Consider the following 21,817-nt stretch of genomic DNA (forward strand, 5'->3'; position numbering starts at 1 on the left):
ATGTCATTAAAGCATGTTACCGAAGTATTAGATTTAATGGATAATATTCATGTATCAGGATTGGATGTAAAAAACTATCTTGAAACGATTTCAACTCGTGGAAATGTAACAGTTCAAACTGTTGAAGGCAAGAAAGGATCAACTGATTTTATTAAGATTGTCGTGCCTGGTAAAAATGGCAAGCTAAATGGTGGGAATGCGCCTACCCTAGGGATTATTGGCCGGTTAGGTGGAATTGGAGCCCGTCCAGAAGTAAAGGGATTTGTTTCGGATGGTGATGGTGCACTTTCATGTGTTGCGGCTGCAGCAAAGCTTCTTGATATGGGTGGTAAAGGTGATCAGCTGAATGGCGATGTTATTTTAACTACACATATCTGTCCAACAGCACCAACCTTACCACATGACCCTGTACCATTCATGGACTCTCCTGTCGATATTTTAGCGATGAATAATCATGAAGTGACGGAAGAGATGGATGCGATTCTATCAATTGATACCACAAAAGGGAATATGATTACCAACCATAAAGGGTTTGCGATTACCCCAACAGTAAAAGAGGGATATATTTTAAAGATTAGCAATGATTTATTAAAGGTTTATACGCAATCAACGGGAATCCTGCCAGTAACCCTGCCAATTACAACCCAAGATATTACACCATACGGAAATGGTGTTTATCATGTTAATAGTATTCTTCAACCTGCAGTGGCAACAACGAGTCCTGTTGTCGGCGTAGCGATTACAACTGAAACAGCAGTAGCTGGCTGTGGAACGGGTGCAACACATCCATTAGATGTAGAACAAGTTGTTCGTTATGTGATCGAAGTGGCTAAGCTTTTTGGTGAGAATAAGTGTTCATTTTACGATCAAGAGGAATTTGCAACTTTAGAATCTCTTTATGGGAAAATGACTCATCTACAAACAAAGGGAAATAAGGTGACAGTAAAATGAGTGATTTAACTAGTTTAAAACAAGTACTCATTGACGAAGTAGAAAAGAGAAAGGATGAATTAATCGAGCTTTGTAGTTCATTAATTCAGATTCCAAGTGAAAATCCTCCGGGAGATTCAACCGAAATAACCGAATTTATTGCAAACTACCTAAATCAATTTGGATTGGAATCCGAGTGGCATGAATCAAATGATAAAATGTTTAATCTAATTTCTTCGATAGGAGAAGAGAATAAAGGAAAGCATTTAATCTATTGTGGGCATACAGATGTGGTCCCTGCTGGTGACTTGTCTAAATGGGACTTCAATCCATTCTCTGGAGAAGTAAAGGATGGATGGCTTCTTGGAAGAGGGGCGAGCGATATGAAAGCTGGCCTTGGCGGTTTGATTTTCGTCTTTGGTCTATTAAAACGATTAGATGTTGAATTACCTGGCAAGCTGACCTTGGCCATCGTTCCGGATGAAGAAACGGGCGGAGAATTTGGTGTTCCATGGCTACTTAAAAACGGTTTGATTACAGGGGATGGCGCTTTAATTGCAGAACCTTCCTCACCATTGAACCCAACAATTGGTCAAAAAGGATCTTACTGGTTTGAACTGGAGGTTTTTGGTGAACCCGGTCATGGTAGTTTATCACCAATAGCAGGTAATAATGCGATAACGGACGCCATCGCGGCCATCGAAAAAATTAGATCGCTATGGGATTTAGAAATAGAAATTCCTGAGGAAGCAAAAGGGTTAGTTGAAGTTTCGAAACGGTATATGAGGGAAGTTGAAACAGACCGTGAAAAGTTCCAGCCTGTCCTTGAAAAAATCACTTGTAATATTGGGACGATTCAAGGTGGAACAAAATCAAATGTAATCCCTGAAAGCTGTAAAGTCCAGATTGACTGCCGTTTACCTTTTGGCGTGACACAAGACTTTGTTACTTCATATTTACGCAAAAATCTTGATGAATTGGGAATTCGCTATGAAATTCATCAATTCGGATTTAAGAGCGAGGCAAACTACACGTCTGCTGAAGATCCTGTTTGCCGAGCAATTGTTGATAATATTTCCTATGTAACGGGAAAAGAGGCATATGGAGTTATGCAATGGGCTAGCAGTGATGCCCGCCACTTTAGGGATTACCAAATTCCTGTCCTGCAATACGGACCTGCCTACTTGCCTAGTATACACGGGTACAATGAAAAAGTTAGGGTAGAAGATATCGTTCGTTGTGCGAAGGTTTATATTGCAGCAGTGATTGATTTCCTGAATGAAAAGTAAGTTTATTTATACCAAAGTAAAGGTTTCGTTTTGAGTTTGCGTCCTTGCTCGTTGCTATTACCCGTAGTTACTATACCATGGATATTTTCTGAAAAGTTTAGGGCTGGTAACTGCGGGAAATTATAGAAATCCTCTTGCTTTTAGGAAAAATTATGTATGTAATAAAAGAGGGGGGAATCTCTATGTTAAAAACGCTAGATTTGGCTCTAAAGGTGCTTATGATGTTTACTAGAGAAAGACCAGTTTGGGGAGGAAGAGAGCTCGCCAATGAACTGGGTTTAAATCATACCAATATTTATCGAATTCTCGAAACTTTGGAGAAAAATAGATTTATTTCGAAAGATAAGGTTACAAAGAGGTATTCATTAGGATATGCTCCATGGGAATTAGGAATGATTATGTATGAAAGTCTAAATGTAAATAAATTAATTCGTCCGATACTTAATGATTTAATGGATGCAACCGGTGAATCGATTTTTTTAACCATATTAGATAGAAGTGAAGCAGTTACACTTGAGGTTTTAGAACCTGAGAATAAAGTGAAGTTTTCGGTTACCGCAGGAAGCAGAGCGCCATTATACGTAGGAGCCTCTTATCGCTCAATCTTAGCTTACTTGCCTGATGAAATGATTGAATCGATTATTGAGAACGATTTAGTAAAGTACACAAAAACGACCATGACTGATCCAGATGAACTAAGAGCTGAATTGAAGAAAATAAAGGAATCCGGCTGGGCTCAAAGTCAGGGTGAATATACGCCCGATGTTATCGCTGTTGCAGTCCCGTTGTTCGAACAAGGGGAGATCATCGGTTCTGTAACCGTCTCTGGCCCAACTTATCGGATGTCAGATGAAAAAATACAAGAATACCTCATACCCCTAAAAAAGGCAAGAGACTTGATAAGTGATACGATTGAAAGATACCAATTAAAATTAAAGGTCTAATGCTTTAGGAGGAAAAAATGCAAGAATTAATTATAGTAGCCCAAGCTATATTAAAACATAATTTAAATCTCAAAGAAAACGAGAATATCTTAATTGTTACTGATTCTGAATCATCGGAAATTGCCGATGTGTTTTATCAAGCAGGTATCAATTTAGGTAATGAAACCATCCTGATGAGGATGGTGACGAGATCCAAATCGGGCGAAGAGCCACCACAACCTGTTGCTAATGCGATGAAAGCAACAGATGTCGCTCTGTGCATTACCCACCATTCTCTTACACATACCATTTCTAGAAAAGAAGCCTCAGCAGCAGGTGCTCGGATTGCGACAATGCCAGGAGTTACAATGGATATGCTCCAAGAGGGCGCCATCACGGCAGATTATGCAGAGGTAGAGGAACTAACCGCGTATTATTGTAGCTTGCTAGATGAAGGTGAGCAGGTTACCATCGAGAAGGAAAATATGAAATTGACCTTTTCGATAAAAGGGAGACCGGGGATTCCAAGTACCGGTGTTTTTCGTGAAAAAGGAGAATCCGGAAACCTGCCTTCAGGTGAAAGTTATGTTGCACCCCTTGAAGATTCTGCGAATGGGACGATTATGGTTGACGGATCGATTGCAGGAATTGGTGTCGTTCGGGAGCCTGTCACTTTAACAGTGCAAAATGGGAGATTAACTGATGCAGATGGTGAAGTAGGTAAGCGTTTACTCGAATTACTTGGTGATGGCAATGGTCGAGTGATCGCAGAATTTGGAATTGGAACAAATAAAAAAGCCCGATTAACTGGAAACGTCTTGGAAGATGAAAAAGTATTTGGAACTGTACATATTGCATTTGGAAGCAACAAACCATTTGGTGGCACCAATGAGGCAGGAGTCCATATCGACTGCGTCATTAAAGACCCCATTGTCAAAATCGATGACAAAATCATTATCGGGGGATGATAATGGATTAAGCACATGGTGGTAAAAATTATTAATAAAAACTAAAGCCAATTGTTTATTGGCAACGGTTTGTTATCGTATAATTAGAATTGTTTGATTTATTAAAAAGCGAAGGTGCCTAAGAACGTGTAGAGTTTTGCAGACTCTACACGTTTTTAGTGTTTTTTATAAAGTTAAGAGAACAGTCCAGTTTTCCAAAGGAGCCCCGACTTGTATTTTCAAAAAACTGCCTACCCATCATCGGAAATCAATGAAATATAAGCGGAATTCATTCCTGACAAAAAACGGCAACGAGTGCTCGCTGCTGCTGAAGTACGACTTAACTATAGATTTTAATATTTTTCCTAACCATAATCCCATCATTTTCGGCAGAAAGGATCTTAAATAGCAATCCTTGTATGAATATCACAAATAGAAAATAATAAATGGTCAGCTCTTTAGCCACCAGGTAAAGCAAAATAAACGTGGTGATTGATAGTAGTCTGCCAATGTTAAGCATGATTTCCCTCATGACCATTGATTCTGTCCGCAACCCTGACTTGGGCAAATCCTTAATGGACCTGAACATGAAACTGAAATAGGTTACTCCTATTAATGCTTTACTGATTTCATTGACAATCAGGAAGATAAAGACTGTCCATATATTCATAGTGAGAATCATCGGGATACAAGCAAGGAAGTACATCAACCAGACAATCAGTAAGGTATAGGGTTCTCGGTCTCTATTGTTGTACCTGCTATGCCATAGACTTGAAAGGATAGCAACGGTTCCAAACAGGATGGAGCTGATTCCAACGAGAAATTCATTCTTAACGGTCATAAATAAGATGACTGTTGGGAAGAAAGCAAGTATTCCTTCACAAGTCCCCCAAATTAACCATCCAAACCACATTGGTTTTAACGCTGATTTCCGCTTGTTAACCCTCCATAATAATCGTAAATATAAAGGTTTTTTAGGCGAGGCATCTTTCGGAAGCCGAAAGCTAAGAATAAGTCCGGTAAAAAATAATAATAAAGATAGAGAAAATACAAGGTTGTACCCAGTAAAATTTAGGCTAGAAATGACATATCCAGCAATGGCCGGACCCAATGTATTGACTAATCCAAATACGGCCATTTGTTTTCCCATAAATTGTGAGCGTGAGTGATTATCCACAAGGTCATAAATCAACACTAGGTAGCCCAACCAGTAGAAACCTGTGGCTGTTCCATTCAAAATGCCGATTACCATTGGATACGAAGCGGTCTTCTCCTGTAATAGGATCACAAGTAAATAAAATAACGCTGTTAAACCAATCCCGATTTGAAAACTAAAGATTCTATCTGTCTTTTTTGACAGCAGTGCACCGACAGCAAAAGAGACGGTACCAAAAAAGAATGTTACAAGGATAAAGGAAGCGTTTACTGTCAAATCATTTGAAAGTCTCCATAGATAGAGATTTAAGAACAAGCCTGACATTGTAGTGGCCAAGCCGAAACAAGCATGAATACTGAGTAATAATTTTTGTGATGGACTCAAATTGTTTCCCCTCTATCCTTTCTAAACTATTTCAAATCAAAAGTATACCGATTAAAGAAGATTCATGTCCACATGTTTATTATGGAATATTCACTTGAAATTAAATAAAAAATAGCGTAAAATTTAGTAAATAAGTTTACTAAATAATACGCATCCTGAGAATTGCACACTATGAATATATGGAGGTTTCACAATGGCAACGATAAAAGATATAGCCGAAAAGTCGGGTTACTCGGCTTCTACTGTTTCAAGGGTTCTAAATAATGACCAAAGTCTGTCTGTTTCAGATGAGACACGTGAAAAGATTTATGATGTGGCAGAGGAGCTCAATTACCGCAAGAAAACGGTGAGGCTGTTAGTAAAGAATATCGCTTTTTTATATTGGCTAACGGATATAGAAGAATTAGAGGATGTATATTTTAAAACAATGCGCATTGAGATAGAAAAAATGGCAAGGTTATTCAATGTTGAGATGATTACTTACAAAATTTCCGATGGCATTCATCAGATTCCTGATACGATTGAGGGATTCATTGCTGTAGGGACTTTTTCAGACAAAGAACTTTCACATTTGAGAGGTATAACGACAAATGGGGTCTTTCTAGATACATCACCTGATCCGAATCATTTTGACTCTGTAAGACCTGATCTCCCGCAAATTACAAGAAAAACGGTAGATTTCTTAATGGGAAAAGGTCATACAGAGATTGGTTTTATTGGAGGGACTTACCACAATCCAAACACCGGTGAGGATGAAATGGATTTGCGGGAGCGTGTGTTTCGCAGATATATGGAGCAAAAGGGTTTGTTGAAGGATTCTTATATTTTTCATCGCAGGGGATTTTCTGTAGAAAGTGGTTATATTCTCATGAAAAATGCTATTCAACAGCTGGGGGACAAGCTGCCAACAGCCTTCTATATTGCAGCTGATCCAATCGCAGTAGGCTGCCTTCAGGCGTTGAATGAATACGGTGTTGCCATCCCAAATCGTGTAAGTATCGTCAGTGTTAATAATATTAGTGTGACAAAATATGTCTCACCGCCACTTACTACCTTTCATATTGATTTAAGGGAAATCTGTAAAAATGCGGTTCAGCTATTGCTCGAACGAGTAATGGAAAAAAGAAAACTAGTGAAAACATTGTATATTGGTTCTGAGTTAATAATTCGAAAAAGTACTAACTGAAGTTTGAGTAAAACAATTTACTAATTTAAGTAAAAAAATTGTTTACATGTTTTCTAGTCAGTGGTATATTATATTTACTGAAACGCTTTCATAAAGCGTCAAGTAAAGGAATTATTAATATATTTTGAAAGGATGTACATCCATGAAAAAGTTTAAAAAATATTTTTGCCTTATGAGCGGTGTTGCTTTAACTTTATCTTTAGCAGCATGTGGACCACAGGATGACGCTAAAGGCGGAGACACAAAAGAAGCAGATAAACCGAAAGAGTTACTTGTTTGGGAAGACATTATGAAGGGTGAAGGTATTAAAGACGCCATTGCCAAGTTTGAAAAAGAAAATGATGTAAAAGTAAAAATGGTAGAAAAACAATATACAAAACAAATAGAGGACTTACGTCTTGATGGACCAGCAGGTACAGGTCCAGACGTTCTTACTATGCCAAGTGACCAGATTGGTACAGCTGTTACTGAAGGGTTAATCAAAGAATTAGATGTGGATGATGCAACTCAAGGAATTTATACAGAAGCTGCAATGGATGCACAAAAGGTTGAAGGTAAGGTTTATGGATTACCGAAAGCTGTAGAAACAACAATGCTTTTCTACAATAAAGACCTAATCTCTGAGGACCAGCTGCCGACTACTCTTGAAGGATGGTATGACTATTCTAAAGGTGTTGCGAATGGTGAAAAGTTTGGTTTCCTAGCACTATTTGATCAAATCTACTATGCAAACAGTGTATTAAGCGGATATGGCGGTTACATCTTTGGTCAAGATGACAACGGCAGTTACGATCCAACTGATATCGGACTAAATAATGCTGGTGCCATTGAGGGTGCACAATATATCCAAAAGTTCTATAAAGAAGGTTTATTCCCAGCAGGTATTGTTGGTGAACAAGGTATTAATGTAATCGAATCATTGTTTACTGAAGGAAAAGCTACGGCGATTATTTCTGGTCCATGGAATATCGAGCCATTTACAAAAGCAGGCGTTAACTTCGGTGTACAAAAATTACCTGAGCTTGGAAATGGTAAGAACATGCAAGCATTTATTGGTGTAAAAAGCTATAACGTAAGTTCTTATTCTAAAAACCCTGAGCTTGCTGAAAAGTTTGTTGAATTTATTTCAAACGAAGAAAACTCTAAAACAAGATATGAAATTACGAAGGAAGTTCCAGCTGTAGCATCTTTGGCTAATGATCCTGTTGTTACTGAAAGCCCTGCTGCAAAAGCTGTTGCTGAACAATCTAAATTCTCAGTATTAATGCCTAATATTCCTCAAATGAACGAAGTTTGGGCACCTGCTGATTCTGCCCTGCAAACAATTGCAACTGGTAAAGCTCAACCAAAAGAAGCATTAGATCAAGCGGTTGAAACCATCAAAGGTCAAATTGAAGCAAAACATGGTAAAAAATAAGTAGTAAATCAAATAATGGTGTCAAACGCTACTTATGTTTGACACCATTTGTTATATGAATTTGAATATTAGAGCCAATAAAAAGTAACATTTTTAACGGTCATCTATATAGAGAGGTGAAGAAAGTGCAACATCGTACGATAGCCCCGCTTTTATCTATCATACCTGGACTAGGCCAGTTTTATAATAAGCAATGGGTGAAGGGTCTTGTGTTCCTTATTCTTGGTGCTTCGTTTGTGGTCGCATTTGGAGACCTATTGAATATGGGGTTTTGGGGACTCTTTACCTTAGGAACGGAAGTACCTCGCGATAACTCCATCTTTCTTTTAGCAGAAGGAATTATTGCTTTAATTGTTTCTGCCTTTGGACTAGGTATTTATTATTGGAATCTTAAAGATGCATATAAAAATGGAAAGCTGCGAGATGAAAATTTCCCTGTCACTTCACTGAAGAGTGAATATCAAAATTTAATTGGACAAGGATATCCTTACTTAATTAGTGGTCCATCACTGTTTTTATTAATTTTTGCGGTAATCTTTCCGATTTTGTTTAGTTTCGCATTAGCGTTTACCAATTATGATTTGTACCATTCGCCACCTGCAAACTTAGCCGATTGGGTGGGCCTAGAAACGTTTGCGGAAATCTTCACGGTTGATATTTGGCGTTCCACGTTCTTTGATGTTTTAGCGTGGACGGTTATTTGGACGCTTGTAGCATCATCTTTACAAGTAAGTCTTGGTGTTTTCTTAGCGATTGTAGTGAATCAAAAGGAAGTACGCTTCAAGAAATTCTTCCGTACTATTTTGGTGTTACCATGGGCGGTGCCTGGGTTTGTAACAATCCTAATCTTTGCAGGACTATTTAATGATAGTTTTGGTGCGATCAACAATGATATTTTAGCGTTTTTTGGGATGAATCCTATCCCGTGGATGACAGATGAGAAGTGGGCGAGGGTCGCACTAATCCTTATGCAGGGATGGCTTGGATTCCCTTATATCTTCATCGTAACAACAGGTGTCCTTCAGTCGATTCCTGAGGATTTATACGAAGCGGCAACCATTGATGGTGCCTCCATTTTTGCTAAATTTAAGAATATTACGATGCCAATGATTTTAATTGCGATGGCACCGATTGTCATTACGCAGTTTACCTTTAACTTTAATAACTTTAATATTATTTATCTTTTCAATGGCGGTGGTCCTGCGGTGGCTGGATCAACAGCTGGCGGAACCGACATCTTAGTGTCATGGATCTATAAACTGACAATGCAATCAAGTCAATACTCGCTTGCCGCAGCCTTAACGATTTTATTATCAATCTTCGTTATCGGTATCGCCTTATGGCAATTTAGACGTACAAATTCATTCAAGGAGGGGGCATAAAATATGCAGACAACTATGAAAACCAACCGATTCGTTCGTCTATTTTTTACCTATGCCCTGCTGCTTTTTATGACTGTGCTGATTATTTATCCTTTACTTTGGACCGTAGGGGCAAGCTTTAACCCAGGTAACAGTTTAATCAGTACCTCGATAATCCCGAAAAACCCAACTCTTGAGCATTATAAAGAGTTATTTGCGGGAAAAGAAAGTCTTCAATATGGTAAATGGTATTTAAACTCTTTGAAAATCAGCATTTTTACCATGCTGGGGTCAATGATCACGGTATCGTTTACAGCTTATGCTTTTTCACGTTTTCGCTTTAAAGGAAGAAAAAATGCATTAATGTTGTTTCTGTTATTACAAATGATTCCTCAATTTGCTGCGTTAATCGCACTGTTTGTATTAGCGCAAATTCTTGGGATGATGAATAGTCATTGGTTATTAATCCTTCTCTATATTGGCGGACAAATACCGATGAATACCTATCTAATGAAGGGCTACATGGATTCGATTCCAATGGATTTAGATGAAAGCGCAAAGATTGACGGCGCCAGCAACACTCGAATCTTTTGGCAAATTATCCTGCCATTATCAAGACCGATGTTAGCGGTTGTAGCAATGAATGGATTCACAGGTCCGCTTGGGGATTTCGTTTTATCATCGGTTATTCTGAGAACACCTGATTCTTTCACATTACCAATTGGATTATATAAATTAGTGAACGATGTAATGGGTGCGAGTTATACAACATTCGCAGCCGGTGCGATTTTAATTAGTATTCCAATTGCGATTACCTTCTTGCTGCTGCAAAAGCAATTCGTTTCTGGCTTAACTGCAGGTGGTACGAAAGGGTAATGGTGAAGTAAGTAACAAATGTAAAGGGAGATTACTATGTCTAAACATGAAAAAACTTACGTGACGAAGGCTGACTTTATGCTGCACGGCGGAGACTATAATCCGGACCAATGGTTAGACCGTCCAGATATATTAGAAGACGATATTAAATTAATGCAGAAGAGCCATACGAATACATTCTCGGTCGGAATTTTTGCGTGGGCGGCACTTGAGCCGGAAGAAGGTGTCTACAACTTTGAGTGGCTTGATAAAGTGATCGATGACATCTATAGCATTAATGGCCGAGTGATTTTGGCGACACCAAGCGGGGCTAGACCTGCTTGGATGTCACAAAAATACCCTGAGGTACTGCGTGTGAATGGTTCACGAGTTAAAATGCTGCATGGCGGCAGGCACAATCACTGTTTTACTTCGCCTGTTTATCGTGAAAAAACGCAGAAGATTAATCGTTTGCTGGCAGAACGTTATGGGAATCATCCAGCTTTACTTATGTGGCATATTTCAAATGAGTATGGCGGTGAATGTCATTGCGACCTATGCCAGGACGCATTTAGAGGATGGCTTAAAAAGAAATATAACAACGACTTAAAATCTTTAAACGACGCATGGTGGGGCCCTTTCTGGAGCCACACTTTCACAGATTGGTCGCAAATTGAATCCCCTTCTTCAATCGGAGAAAGCATGGTTCACGGCTTAAATCTAGATTGGCGCCGTTTTGTTACCGACCAAACCATTGATTTCTTTGAAAATGAGATTGTTCCGATTAAAGAATTAACCCCAGAGGTTCCCATTACAACAAACTTTATGGCGGACACACATGAGTTAATCCCATTCCAAGCGCTGGATTATAGCAAATTTGCAAAGCATTTGGATGTTATCAGCTGGGATGCTTATCCTGCTTGGCATAATGATTGGGAGAGCACAGCGGATTTAGCAATGAGAGTAGGCTTTATTGATGATTTATATCGTTCCCTAAAGCAGCAGCCATTTTTACTAATGGAATCCACTCCAAGCATGGTTAACTGGCACCCAGTCAACAAAGCGAAACGACCTGGCATGCATATGCTTGCTTCGATGCAAATGGTGGCACATGGCTCTGATAGTGTTCTTTACTTCCAATGGCGGAAATCCCGCGGCTCTTCGGAAAAATTCCATGGTGCCGTTGTCGATCATGACAATAGTTCAGAAAACCGCGTATTCCAAGAAGTTGCCGAAGTCGGTAAAACGCTTGAAAAACTTTCCGATATTGTTGGTACTAATCGTCCTGCTGAAGTCGCGATATTCTATGATTGGGAAAGCAATTGGGCACTTAATGATGCACAAGGATACGGGTTGGAAACAAAACGTTATCCGCAAACCTTGGTTCAGCATTATCGGGCTTTCTGGGAAAAGGATATTCCCGTTGATGTCATTACGAAGGAACAGGATTTTTCGAACTATAAATTATTGATTATTCCAATGCTTTATTTAGTCAGTGAAGAAACAATTGCACGTCTTAAGGCTTTTGTGGCCGGCGGCGGTACGTTAGTAACGACGTATATTAGCGGCATTGTTAATGAACATGATTTAACCTATACGGGCGGGTGGCACAAGGATCTGCAAGATATTTTTGGAATCAATCCCGTGGAAACAGATACGTACTATCCAAGTGATAGAAATGCTGTGGCCTATCGCAATCAATCTTACGAATTAAAAGATTATGCAACGATTATTAAGGTTGGAAAAGCAACAGTGGAAGCCACCTATACCGATGATTTCTATGCAGGAACACCGGCGGTAACAAGCAATAAGTATCAAGGTGGAAAAGCCTACTACATTGGCGGCCGACTAGAAGACCAGTTCCAACGTGACTTCTACCAAGAATTGATCAATGATCTGTCACTTGAACCAGCCTTTAAAGTAAATCACGGGCTAGGCGTTTCCGTTCAAGTTCGACAATCAGTAGAAAGTGACTACGTATTCGTCATGAACTTTACAGAGGAAAAACAGCCGATCACCATCGAAACACCAGTAACAGACCATCTTACCGGTGAAGAGCTATCAGGTGAATTCACCCTAGAAAAATATGAAGTAAGAATCCTTGAGAAGAGGAAATAGTTCGGGTACCAATTTGGGTGCCTGTCACCGTCGGTGGACACTGTCCACCTCAGGCGGACAGTTGGACTCTTTTTATAATACTGTAACTAACGACAGTCAAAAATGTTTTCGGTCACTTAGAGGCTTCTATAGTGACCGAAATTAGTCCTTAATAAGGTATGTTGAGGACAAAACTAAGAATACAAGTGAGAGATTTGTCTTCAACAAAGGGTCTTGAAGACAAAACTAAGAATGCAGGAGAGAGATCTGTCCTTAATAAAGGATCTTGAAGACAAAACTAAGAATGCCAGCGAGAGATTTGTCCTCAATAGAGGGTCTTGAAGACAAAACTAAGAATCCCCAGCGAGAGATTTGTCCTCAATAGAGGGTCTTGAGGACAAATCTAAGAATGCAGGAGAGAGATCTGTCCTTAATGAAGGGTCTTGAGGACAAAACTAAGCATGCCAGCGAGAGATTTGTCCTCAATAAAGGGTCTTGAGGACAAAACTAAGCATGCCAGCGAGAGATTTGTCCTCAATAAAGGGTCTTGAGGACAAAACTAAGAATCCCCAGCGAGAGATTTGTCCTCAATAGAGGGTCTTGAGGACAAAACTAAGAATGCAGGAGAGAGATCTGTCCTTAACAAAGGGTCTTGAAGACAAAACTAAGAATGTAAGTGAGAGATTTGTCCTCAACAAAGGGTCTTGAGGACAAAACTAAGAATGCAGGAGAGAGATCTGTCCTCAAGAAAGGGGTTTGAGGGCGCAAGACGATGATGATGGAACCATTCATTCTATTTTTAGGGTGGGTGGTTTCTATTCATATAAATAAGTTTGCTAGATTAATTGGAACCGCTTACTACTAGATTGACATCATTAATAAGCAGACAATACAAATTATTGTAAAGGTGATGGGAGAATGGGAAAACGAAGTGGCAGAATTGTAGCAATGTTTTTAGCGTTTTTAATGGTGTTTAGTTCATTATTGATCAACATCAAACCCGCAAATGCAGCAGCTTTACCGTCTTTGGTGAATGGGGGATTTGAATCAGATTTTTGGGATGATGGATCATGGAAAGTTGAAGCACCTGTTTGGAATCATCTTGATTTACAATACTTCTCCTATTCCGGAGATCCATATATTAAGAAGGATGAAGGTGAGCATGCATTTAAATATTGGATTAAAGAAACAGCAAGCGAAACCCAATCATTTACTGTTAAGCAGACTCTAGCAAAACTTCCAGCTGGAAGCTACGAACTATCAATCCATTCTATGGGTGGTGCAGGTGCGGAAGCGGGATCTGTAAAACTATTTGCTGGAAATCAAATGACAAATGCAGCAGCAACTACAGGCTATAATAACTGGGGAACAATCACGCTGAATTTTGAGGTTAGTGAAGAAGTTTCAAATTTTGAGGTGGGTGCCATTGTGAGTGGTGCACCAAAGGCTTGGGGCTATTTAGATAGCGTAACGTTAAAGTCGCTGAATGCTAGCGTCCCTGATCCAGTGGATGCTGATATTTTTGTTGAAAGAGTAGAAGGTATCAGTAAGGACTTTATTAAAGGTGTAGACGTTTCGAGTATAGTTTCATTAGAAAACAGTGGCGTAACATTTAAAAACGAAGCAGGCGCAGAACAAGATATTTTTAAGACATTAGCAGATTCGGGTGTCAATTATGTACGTGTTCGCGTCTGGAACGATCCATTTGATGCTGCTGGAAACGGTTATGGCGGTGGAAACAACGATTTAGCAACTGCGATTGAAATTGGGAAAAGAGCAACAGCAAATGGAATGAAGTTATTAGTAGACTTCCATTACTCTGATTTCTGGGCGGACCCTGCTAAACAGCAAGCACCAAAGGCTTGGGCAAACTTAAGTTTTGAAGATAAGAAAACCGCTTTATACAACTATACAAAAGAAAGCCTAGAAGCGATGAAGGCTGCAGGAATTAACATTGGTATGGTTCAGGTTGGGAATGAAACAAATGGTGGAGTTGCAGGAGAGAAGGATTGGACAAAGGTTAGTGCACTCTTCAATGAGGGTAGTAAAGCGATTAGAGCCGTAGATTCTACTATTTTAGTAGCGGTACATTTTACAAATCCGGAAACTGCAGGAAGATATGCCTCTTTAGCAAAAACACTTCATGATAACGGAGTAGACTATGATGTCTTTGCCAGCTCTTATTATCCATTCTGGCATGGTACCTTAAGCAATTTAACGGCTGTTCTGAAAAATGTTGCCGATACCTATGGCAAAAAGGTAATGGTCGCTGAAACCTCTTATGCGTATACAGCTGAAGATGGAGATGGCCACGGAAACACAGCACCGAAGGATTCCGGTCAGGTATTAAATTACCCGATTACTGTTCAAGGCCAAGCGAATTCGGTTAGAGACGTAATCCAAGCAGTTGCTAATGTTGGAGAAGCGGGAATTGGTGTGTTTTATTGGGAACCGGCATGGCTTCCAGTCGGTCCAGCTACTCAGTTTGAGCAAAATAAGGCAATCTGGGAAAAGTATGGTTCTGGCTGGGCAACTAGCTTCGCTGGGGAATATGATCCACATGATGCAGGTGCGTGGTATGGCGGAAGTGCAGTAGATAACCAAGCTTTGTTTGATTTCACTGGTAAACCATTACCTTCATTAAACGTGTTTAACTATGTTGATACGGGAGCAGTTGCACCGTTAAAAATCGATGAAATTAAAGATGTTACCGTAAGTGCAATTCTAGGAGAAGAAATTACTTTACCTGAAACCGTAACAGTTACCTATAATAATGGAACAATAGGCTCGACTTCTGTTACTTGGGATGCACCTGCACTTGAACAAGCGATCAACAGCGGTGCTGGAAAGTATGTAATTGAAGGCGTAGTTGAAGGTGGAGCGACTGTAAAAGCACATCTTACCATCAATCCTAAAAATTATGTGGTAAACCCTGGCTTTGAAAATAGTGATCGAGCAATGTGGAAGGTTAGTTATGGAAATGGAACTCAGCCACATACTTCATTCCAAAAAAAGGCTTCAGACGCGAAATCAGGAGAATATGCTTTACATTTTTACTCAGATAAAGGTGTGGATTTCAAAGTAGAGCAAACCATTACAGGTTTAGAACCAGGTTATTACAACCTTTCAATGTTCCTGCAAGGTGGGGAAGCAGCGAACCCAGAAATGTACTTGTTTGCGAAAACTGGCGAAAAAGAACTAAAAGCCAATACCTCCGTAAACGGCTGGGTAAATTGGAGCAATCCTCAAATCAAGGAGATCCTTGTTCTAGATGGAACCATTACCATCGGGGCAAGTATCAAAGCAAACGCAGGTGCATGGGGTACATTAGATGATTTCTATTTATATCGCGTGGATGGTGACACCAAGGCACCCGTAACGGAGGCGGTCCTTTCTGGGCAAGACCGTAATGGATGGTATAACGAGAGTGTAAATGTTACTCTGAATGCTTTAGATGATAAATCTGGTGTTGCAAAAACAGAGTATAAACTTAATACCGGTAATTGGCAAACCTATCAGGGGTCATTTGATGTAAGTGCTGAAGGAGAAAATGTGGTTCAGTACAGAAGTACAGATCTCTTAGGTAACATTGAAGAAGTTCAATCTGTTACAGTAAAAATCGATAAAAGTGCTCCAACATTGAATGTGTCGTTTAATACGAGCGTCCTAACCGATCGAAACCATGCGCTTATTCCAATTAAAGCGTTGGTTGAAGGCGCAGATACTCTTTCAGGGCTAGAGAGAATTGAACTAGTATCCATTACAAGTAATCAACCAGGAAACGGAAAAGGTGATGGGGATACACTCCATGATATTCAGGGAGCAGACTTTGGAACCTTTGATACTGATTTTCTACTAAGAGCAGAGAGAAGTGGAAGCGGGGATAGAGTTTATACTGTAACCTACAAGGCATGGGATCATACCGGAAATTCTGTGATCCAATCCAATCAGATTATTGTAAAGCTTAATAATTCGAAAAAATAAGGTGGATAACTAGCAGGAGAGGGGGGAGTTTCCCCTCTCTTTTTTAATAGTGGTGCTTAAGTGTTTAGTACCCGTAATCGATATATCGAATTGTTTAAAGGTCCTCTCCATTGGTAGCAATAATCTGTTTATACCAATCAAAGCTTTTCTTCTTAATCCTTTCATTTGAACCTTGCCCTTGGCTATCACGGTCGACATAAATGTATCCATAGCGTTTTTTCAGCTCTGCAGTCGAGGCACTCACAAGGTCGATTGGTCCCCATGACGTATACCCCATAATTTCGACCCCGTCGCCAATGGCATTTTTCATTTCCTTGATATGCTCGCGTAGGTATTCAATACGGTAATCATCATTAATACTACCGTCTTCCTCCACTTTGTCGACTGCACCAAGTCCATTTTCAACAATAAATAACGGTTTTTGATAGCGGTCATATAACTGATTACATACCGTTCTTAAGCCTTTCGGGTCGATTTGCCAACCCCACTCTGAGGCTTGTAGATAAGGGTTTTTCACCCCTTCGAACAGATTTCCGGCTGTTCTTGCAGCTTCGTGCTCTGGTGCGGTACTCGCCACAAATGACATATAATAGCTAAAGCCAATGTAATCCACAGTATTTTCCTGTAGAAGCTCTAAATCGCCATCCTCCATTTTGAAATCAATATTATTTTCGATAAAATAATTCGACATATAGGTTGGATAATAGCCTCTTGATTGTACATCGGAAAAGAATAAGGTTTTTCGGTCCTGTGTTAAGGCTGCAAACATATCGTCTGGTCTTGAGCTATACGGATAGGTGATCATCGACGCAATCATACAGCCAATCTGGGATACCGGAATAATTTCATGCCCGGCTTTTACGGCGAGAGCACTTGCGACAAATTGATGATGGGCCGCTTGGTAAATGTCCTGTTCGTTCTTTTGATCATCTTCAAAAAGCAGCCCGCCGCCAGTAAACGGTGCATGAAGGAGAACGTTAATTTCATTAAAGGTCATCCAAAATCTTACCTTATCTTTATAACGAGTAAAAATGGTACGAGCAAATTTTTCATAAAAATTAACGACTTGACGATTTTTCCAACCGCCGTAATTTTTAACAAGCCCAAGCGGCATTTCATAGTGAGAAATTGTCACAACGGGTTCAATATTATATCGGCGTAACTCATCAATCATATCGTCGTAAAATTGAAGGCCCTTTTCGTTAGGCTCTTGGTCATCGCCGTTAGGAAAGATACGTGTCCAGGCAATCGAGAAACGGAACGCCTTGAATCCCATTTCGGCAAATAAGGCAATATCTTCTTTGTATTTATGGTAAAAATCGATACCTTCATGATACAAATTAAATTGAGTCATTGAAAAATCAGGAGGATTCATGATTCCATTCGGTGAAACATCTGCAGTGGACAGCCCTTTTCCGTCTTCCTGATAGGCACCCTCCAATTGGTTAGCGGCTACCGCTCCACCCCATAAAAAACCATCTGGGAATTTTCTAGTTTGTGAACTCAACCCATTCACCCCTTGTATAATTTGCGTTAATCATCCCTTTAAAAAGTCTCAACGATTAGTTTGTCCTAGTGGGACCTCTTTACTTCGTGTTCAACTCAAATAATCGATCGCCAGCTTTTACTTGCCTTTGGTCAGTTATAATCGGGGTTTGATATTGGTCGGTGTTTGTGACAATCACAGGAGTAGTGACAATATATCCTGCCCCCTTGATACCTGGAATATCAAATTCAACTAGTAACTGACCTTTTTCTACTCGCGCTCCTTGCGAGACATGAGAGGTGAAAAACTTTCCTTCTAACTGAACGGTATCCATTCCGATATGAATTAATATTTCTGCTCCTTGGTTTGAGGTAATTCCAATCGCATGGTTCGTTGGAAAAAGTGCTGTTACTGTACCAGAAATAGGGGAGTATAACTTTCCTTCGGAAGGTTCTATTGCCACTCCTTGTCCTAGTGCCCCTGAGGCAAATACAGCATCTTTAATTTCAGAAAGAGCTTTTACTTCACCATTGAATGGGCTAAAAAGAACCTCATTTCCATGGCTCGAATTTGATTGGGTTTGACCAGTAGGTGTGGACTCAACTGTTTTCGTATTTTCCTTTGCTGTATTATTTTTTCCCATTCCAAACAGCCAAGTTAAGACAAAGCCGACGATAAACCCGACAATCATCGCGATGATGGATCCCCAAAACGCCGAATCTAGTCCTCCTTTAGGACTGATATAGGTAGGGATCATAAAAATACCAAGACCCCCAACCATATAGATTTGCGAGCCCATAAAACCTAAAATTGCCCCACCGACTGCGCCGCCAATACAACTAATAATAAACGGTCTTTTTAGAGGAAGTGTTATTCCATAAATAGCTGGCTCCGTTACACCGAAAATACCGGAGATAAATGCAGGTAAACTAAGTGACTTTAATTTTTGATCCTTCGTCTTTAACCAAACTCCCAGTACGGCACCAATCTGAGCAAAGGAAGCTGCAAACATGGTACCAAGAATTGGATCTGCGCCGTGCACGGTAAGATTGTTAATCGCAATAGGGACAAGACCCCAGTGAAGTCCAAATATAACGAATACCTGCCATAAACCACCGACAAAAAGACCTGCAATCATCGGGCTGAGATTATATAACCAAAGAGTGGCTTGACCTAAAAGGACACCGGCCCATGTGGCCACTGGCCCTATGACAAGGAACGTGAGCGGAACCACAATTAATAGAGTTAAAAACGGTACAATAAATGCTTTAACGACATCCGGTATAACCTTTTTGAAAAATTTCTCTACTTTTGCTCCAAAATAAGCAGCCAGTATAATCGGGATAACCGAAGATGCGTAACTCATTAAAATAACCGGTATCCCTAGAAAAGTAATATAAACGGGGGACTGAAACACACTCCCAGAAAATAAAGTGGTGATTGGGTCACCCGTTGTTAAGGTAGTTAACGTCGGATAAACCAGTGATGCTCCAATCGCCATCCCGATAAAGTGCGACCCTTCGAATTTTTTGATGGCCGTATAGCCTAGAAAAATAGGGAAGAAATAAAACAAGGAGTCACCGATTGCGGTTAAGATATGATAAGTTCCGGAGGTATTTTGTAGCCAGCCTAGTGCAACGAACAGGGCGACGAACCCTTTAATCATCCCGGTTGCAGCAAGCACGCCAAGAACTGGGGTGAAAATACTTGAGATAATATCTATGAAACTTGATTTTTGACCTTTACCGCCGTCATGCGTATCAACAGTTGATTGAGATTGGAAACCGCCGACGTCTACTACTGCTTTGTATACATCTGGCACATGGTTTCCGATAACTACTTGATATTGACCACCGCTTTTCATCACGGTGACAACGCCTTCCATGTTTTTTATAACATCTGTGTTCGTTTTTCCTTCATCCTTCAATTTAAAACGTAAACGAGTAATACAATGGACAACGCTGTTGACATTTTCTTTTCCACCGACATTTTGTATAATGTCTTTTGCTAATTGTTCATACTTCATCTCAACACCTTCTTTCTTTAATTACTTACAATAAAAAAACCTGTATTTCTATGAGCACACTGGTTTAGTGTGTTTCAAAGAAATACAGGTTATTCAGATAGAGCTTTTAATAAACTACGACTGGCTGATAGACACTGAGGTTATCATAAACAGCCTTCATCATACTAGGAGATACGTTAACGCAGCCGCCGGATCCTTGTGTAAGATAGGCGTTGTTGTTCCAGTTTGTCCGCCAGCTGGCGTCGTGAAATCCTTGACCGCTGTTGGTAAAGGGTGCCCAGTAATCGACTTCGACGGCATAATCAGCTTTGCCGACGGCGCTGCCCTTAAGTGTGTAAGGGGTGCGTTTAAAGAGAATATACCATACACCAGGTGAAGTATCTTCACCCGTACTGTGTTTACCGGTAACCACATTTGTGGTTAAGACCAAATTTCCATCTCTGTAAAGCCAAATACGCTGTTCGGCAATGGATACTTCGGCATAGGTGCCACCAATTCCATTGTTGGCAATGGTTTCGTACCCATAGCCCTCATTGTTCCAGCCGTTTCCGTGTATGTTGGAAGCAGAAATGGATTTCTCTCCTTTTTCAAAAGCAGCTTGAACAAGTGCTGCCTCTTTTTCGACATCAAGTGCCCAGCCATAGCCTTCACCTTTAACCGTAATGACTGAACCGGAGTGGGTCGTAAAGTTGAAATTTTTCCCTAATGTGGATTGGGCATTATTAATTTCTGTAATTTTATTCTTTATCATGCTCGGGTCGATTGAAACTTTCATATCTGTGGACACAGAGGCATTTTGAATAACCTCACTGCCTTTTAACGTATAAACTTTGTCCTGTACCTTATAGTCAACCGTATTTTGAAGGAGCTCTTGCAGCAGCTTCTCTTGGTCTTTTACCAGCTGACTGTCTTCCTTGAACGGTTGAATCAATATAGGATTCAGATGGATCTCACTCGTAAATGGCTGTTTTTCATACTCCTCTATTAGACTAGGAATATCATATTGCGTACCATCACTGCCATTTATAATCGTTATTTTTCCTTCTTGTAAGGTTACCTGCGCATCCTTAGGGGCTTGTAAAGTCTCATTCCTTGCATTGAGTTCTTGTTCCAGCTGTGTTTTCAAGCTTATACTTCGATATTCGTCCTGTTTGCTCGGGATTAAGGTAAAATCCTTTGTTTTAAATGAAGGAAAAAATGTCCACTGGCTTTTTAATAATTTTTTAACTCCAGGTCGGTCCTCCTCAGTAATTCCCATCTTTGTATCATTTCCGTCTATTAGTAATTCTTCTCCAATATAGACTTTGTTCGTTAAGACAGTAGATTGTAACTTTTTGAGAGCGTCGTCAATAGTTAGACCGCTAACTTTTATACCATTAATCGATATATTTGCATTAAAATGGTTTGCTTGATAAAAGCTAATCCCCGACACCATGAGTACAATGATCATTCCGATGATTACTGATAGGAGCTTCCAATTTTTGTACCACTGCGTTTTCTTTTTTCGTGAACGGTCAATCTCCCCAACACTTTGTTCTAATGCGTTTCCCACAAATGTTCCCTCCAGATACCTTTAACATCTTTCTTTTGAACAACTATTTTACATTTTTATTAAACTTTCATTACAATTCTACAAGATAGTATAACGTAAATTTTGTCGTTATTTGTATTAATTTTATATATTTATTTTTTCTAAAAAATGGTAACAAGTCAATCGACTAAATCGATACATACCTGGTGCCAAAGAATATGGGTGGAAATTAAGGGGATAATAGG

14 protein-coding genes are annotated in these 21,817 nt (G+C 39.8%); 10 read left to right on the forward strand and 4 right to left on the reverse strand.

Annotated features, from left to right (window positions below):
• The 4 genes from QFZ31_RS23590 to QFZ31_RS23605 all read left to right on the forward strand — a co-directional run bounded on the left by QFZ31_RS23590 (window position 1) and on the right by QFZ31_RS23605 (window position 4,110).
• Window positions 1-951 carry a DUF1177 domain-containing protein gene (locus tag QFZ31_RS23590; protein WP_307307604.1) on the forward strand — a complete coding sequence of 317 codons (951 nt, stop codon included), beginning with the start codon at window positions 1-3 and terminating at the stop codon, window positions 949-951.
• Window positions 948-2,219, forward strand: a complete 1,272-nt coding sequence (locus QFZ31_RS23595; protein ID WP_307307607.1) for a M20 family metallopeptidase — start codon at window positions 948-950, stop codon at window positions 2,217-2,219. Before QFZ31_RS23590 ends, QFZ31_RS23595 begins: the two co-directional genes overlap by 4 nt.
• Window positions 2,220-2,401: 182 nt before the next feature.
• The gene (locus QFZ31_RS23600) at window positions 2,402-3,163 is read left to right on the forward strand and encodes an IclR family transcriptional regulator (RefSeq protein ID WP_307307611.1); all 762 of its coding nucleotides are present in this window, start codon (window positions 2,402-2,404) and stop codon (window positions 3,161-3,163) included.
• Window positions 3,164-3,180: 17 nt separating this feature from the next.
• Window positions 3,181-4,110 (forward strand): aminopeptidase, encoded by a 930-nt coding sequence (locus QFZ31_RS23605; protein WP_307307615.1) that lies wholly within the window; start codon window positions 3,181-3,183, stop codon window positions 4,108-4,110.
• Window positions 4,111-4,429: 319 nt separating this feature from the next.
• On the opposite strand, the gene QFZ31_RS23610 is transcribed toward QFZ31_RS23605, so the two are convergent.
• Window positions 4,430-5,629: an MFS transporter gene (locus QFZ31_RS23610; protein ID WP_307307617.1), complete on the reverse strand. Its 1,200-nt coding sequence runs from the start codon at window positions 5,627-5,629 to the stop codon at window positions 4,430-4,432.
• Window positions 5,630-5,822: 193 nt separating this feature from the next.
• Here QFZ31_RS23610 and QFZ31_RS23615 point away from each other — a divergent pair, with 193 nt between their 5' ends.
• From QFZ31_RS23615 to QFZ31_RS23640, 6 genes are all read left to right on the forward strand, one after another.
• Window positions 5,823-6,815, forward strand: coding sequence for a LacI family DNA-binding transcriptional regulator (locus QFZ31_RS23615; RefSeq protein ID WP_307307620.1), 993 nt, complete (start codon window positions 5,823-5,825; stop codon window positions 6,813-6,815).
• Between the two features lie 142 nt (window positions 6,816-6,957).
• On the forward strand, window positions 6,958-8,232 hold the full coding sequence (locus QFZ31_RS23620) for an extracellular solute-binding protein (protein WP_307307624.1): 1,275 nt from the start codon (window positions 6,958-6,960) through the stop codon (window positions 8,230-8,232).
• Between the two features lie 125 nt (window positions 8,233-8,357).
• Entirely contained in the window at window positions 8,358-9,614 is a 1,257-nt protein-coding gene (locus QFZ31_RS23625) for a carbohydrate ABC transporter permease (protein ID WP_307307626.1), read from the forward strand.
• A 3-nt stretch (window positions 9,615-9,617) separates the two neighbouring features.
• On the forward strand, window positions 9,618-10,469 hold the full coding sequence (locus tag QFZ31_RS23630) for a sugar ABC transporter permease (protein ID WP_179602813.1): 852 nt from the start codon (window positions 9,618-9,620) through the stop codon (window positions 10,467-10,469).
• A 36-nt stretch (window positions 10,470-10,505) separates the two neighbouring features.
• Window positions 10,506-12,566 (forward strand): beta-galactosidase, encoded by a 2,061-nt coding sequence (locus tag QFZ31_RS23635; RefSeq protein ID WP_307307632.1) that lies wholly within the window; start codon window positions 10,506-10,508, stop codon window positions 12,564-12,566.
• 897 nt (window positions 12,567-13,463) lie between these two features.
• A complete protein-coding gene (locus QFZ31_RS23640; protein ID WP_307307635.1) occupies window positions 13,464-16,529 on the forward strand; it encodes a glycosyl hydrolase 53 family protein in 3,066 nt (1,021 codons plus the stop codon).
• Between the two features lie 94 nt (window positions 16,530-16,623).
• Here QFZ31_RS23640 and QFZ31_RS23645 read toward each other — a convergent pair whose 3' ends face one another.
• The 3 genes from QFZ31_RS23645 to QFZ31_RS23655 form a co-directional block, all read right to left on the reverse strand.
• Window positions 16,624-18,036: a 6-phospho-beta-glucosidase gene (locus tag QFZ31_RS23645; protein ID WP_307307638.1), complete on the reverse strand. Its 1,413-nt coding sequence runs from the start codon at window positions 18,034-18,036 to the stop codon at window positions 16,624-16,626.
• 79 nt (window positions 18,037-18,115) lie between these two features.
• A complete protein-coding gene (locus QFZ31_RS23650) occupies window positions 18,116-20,041 on the reverse strand; it encodes a beta-glucoside-specific PTS transporter subunit IIABC (RefSeq protein WP_307307641.1) in 1,926 nt (641 codons plus the stop codon).
• Between the two features lie 106 nt (window positions 20,042-20,147).
• Window positions 20,148-21,593 carry a L,D-transpeptidase family protein gene (locus QFZ31_RS23655; RefSeq protein WP_307307645.1) on the reverse strand — a complete coding sequence of 482 codons (1,446 nt, stop codon included), beginning with the start codon at window positions 21,591-21,593 and terminating at the stop codon, window positions 20,148-20,150.
• Window positions 21,594-21,817: the final 224 nt, after the last annotated feature.

The organism is Neobacillus niacini (assembly GCF_030817595.1).
GTDB classification, from domain to species: domain Bacteria; phylum Bacillota; class Bacilli; order Bacillales; family Cytobacillaceae; genus Neobacillus; species Neobacillus niacini_G.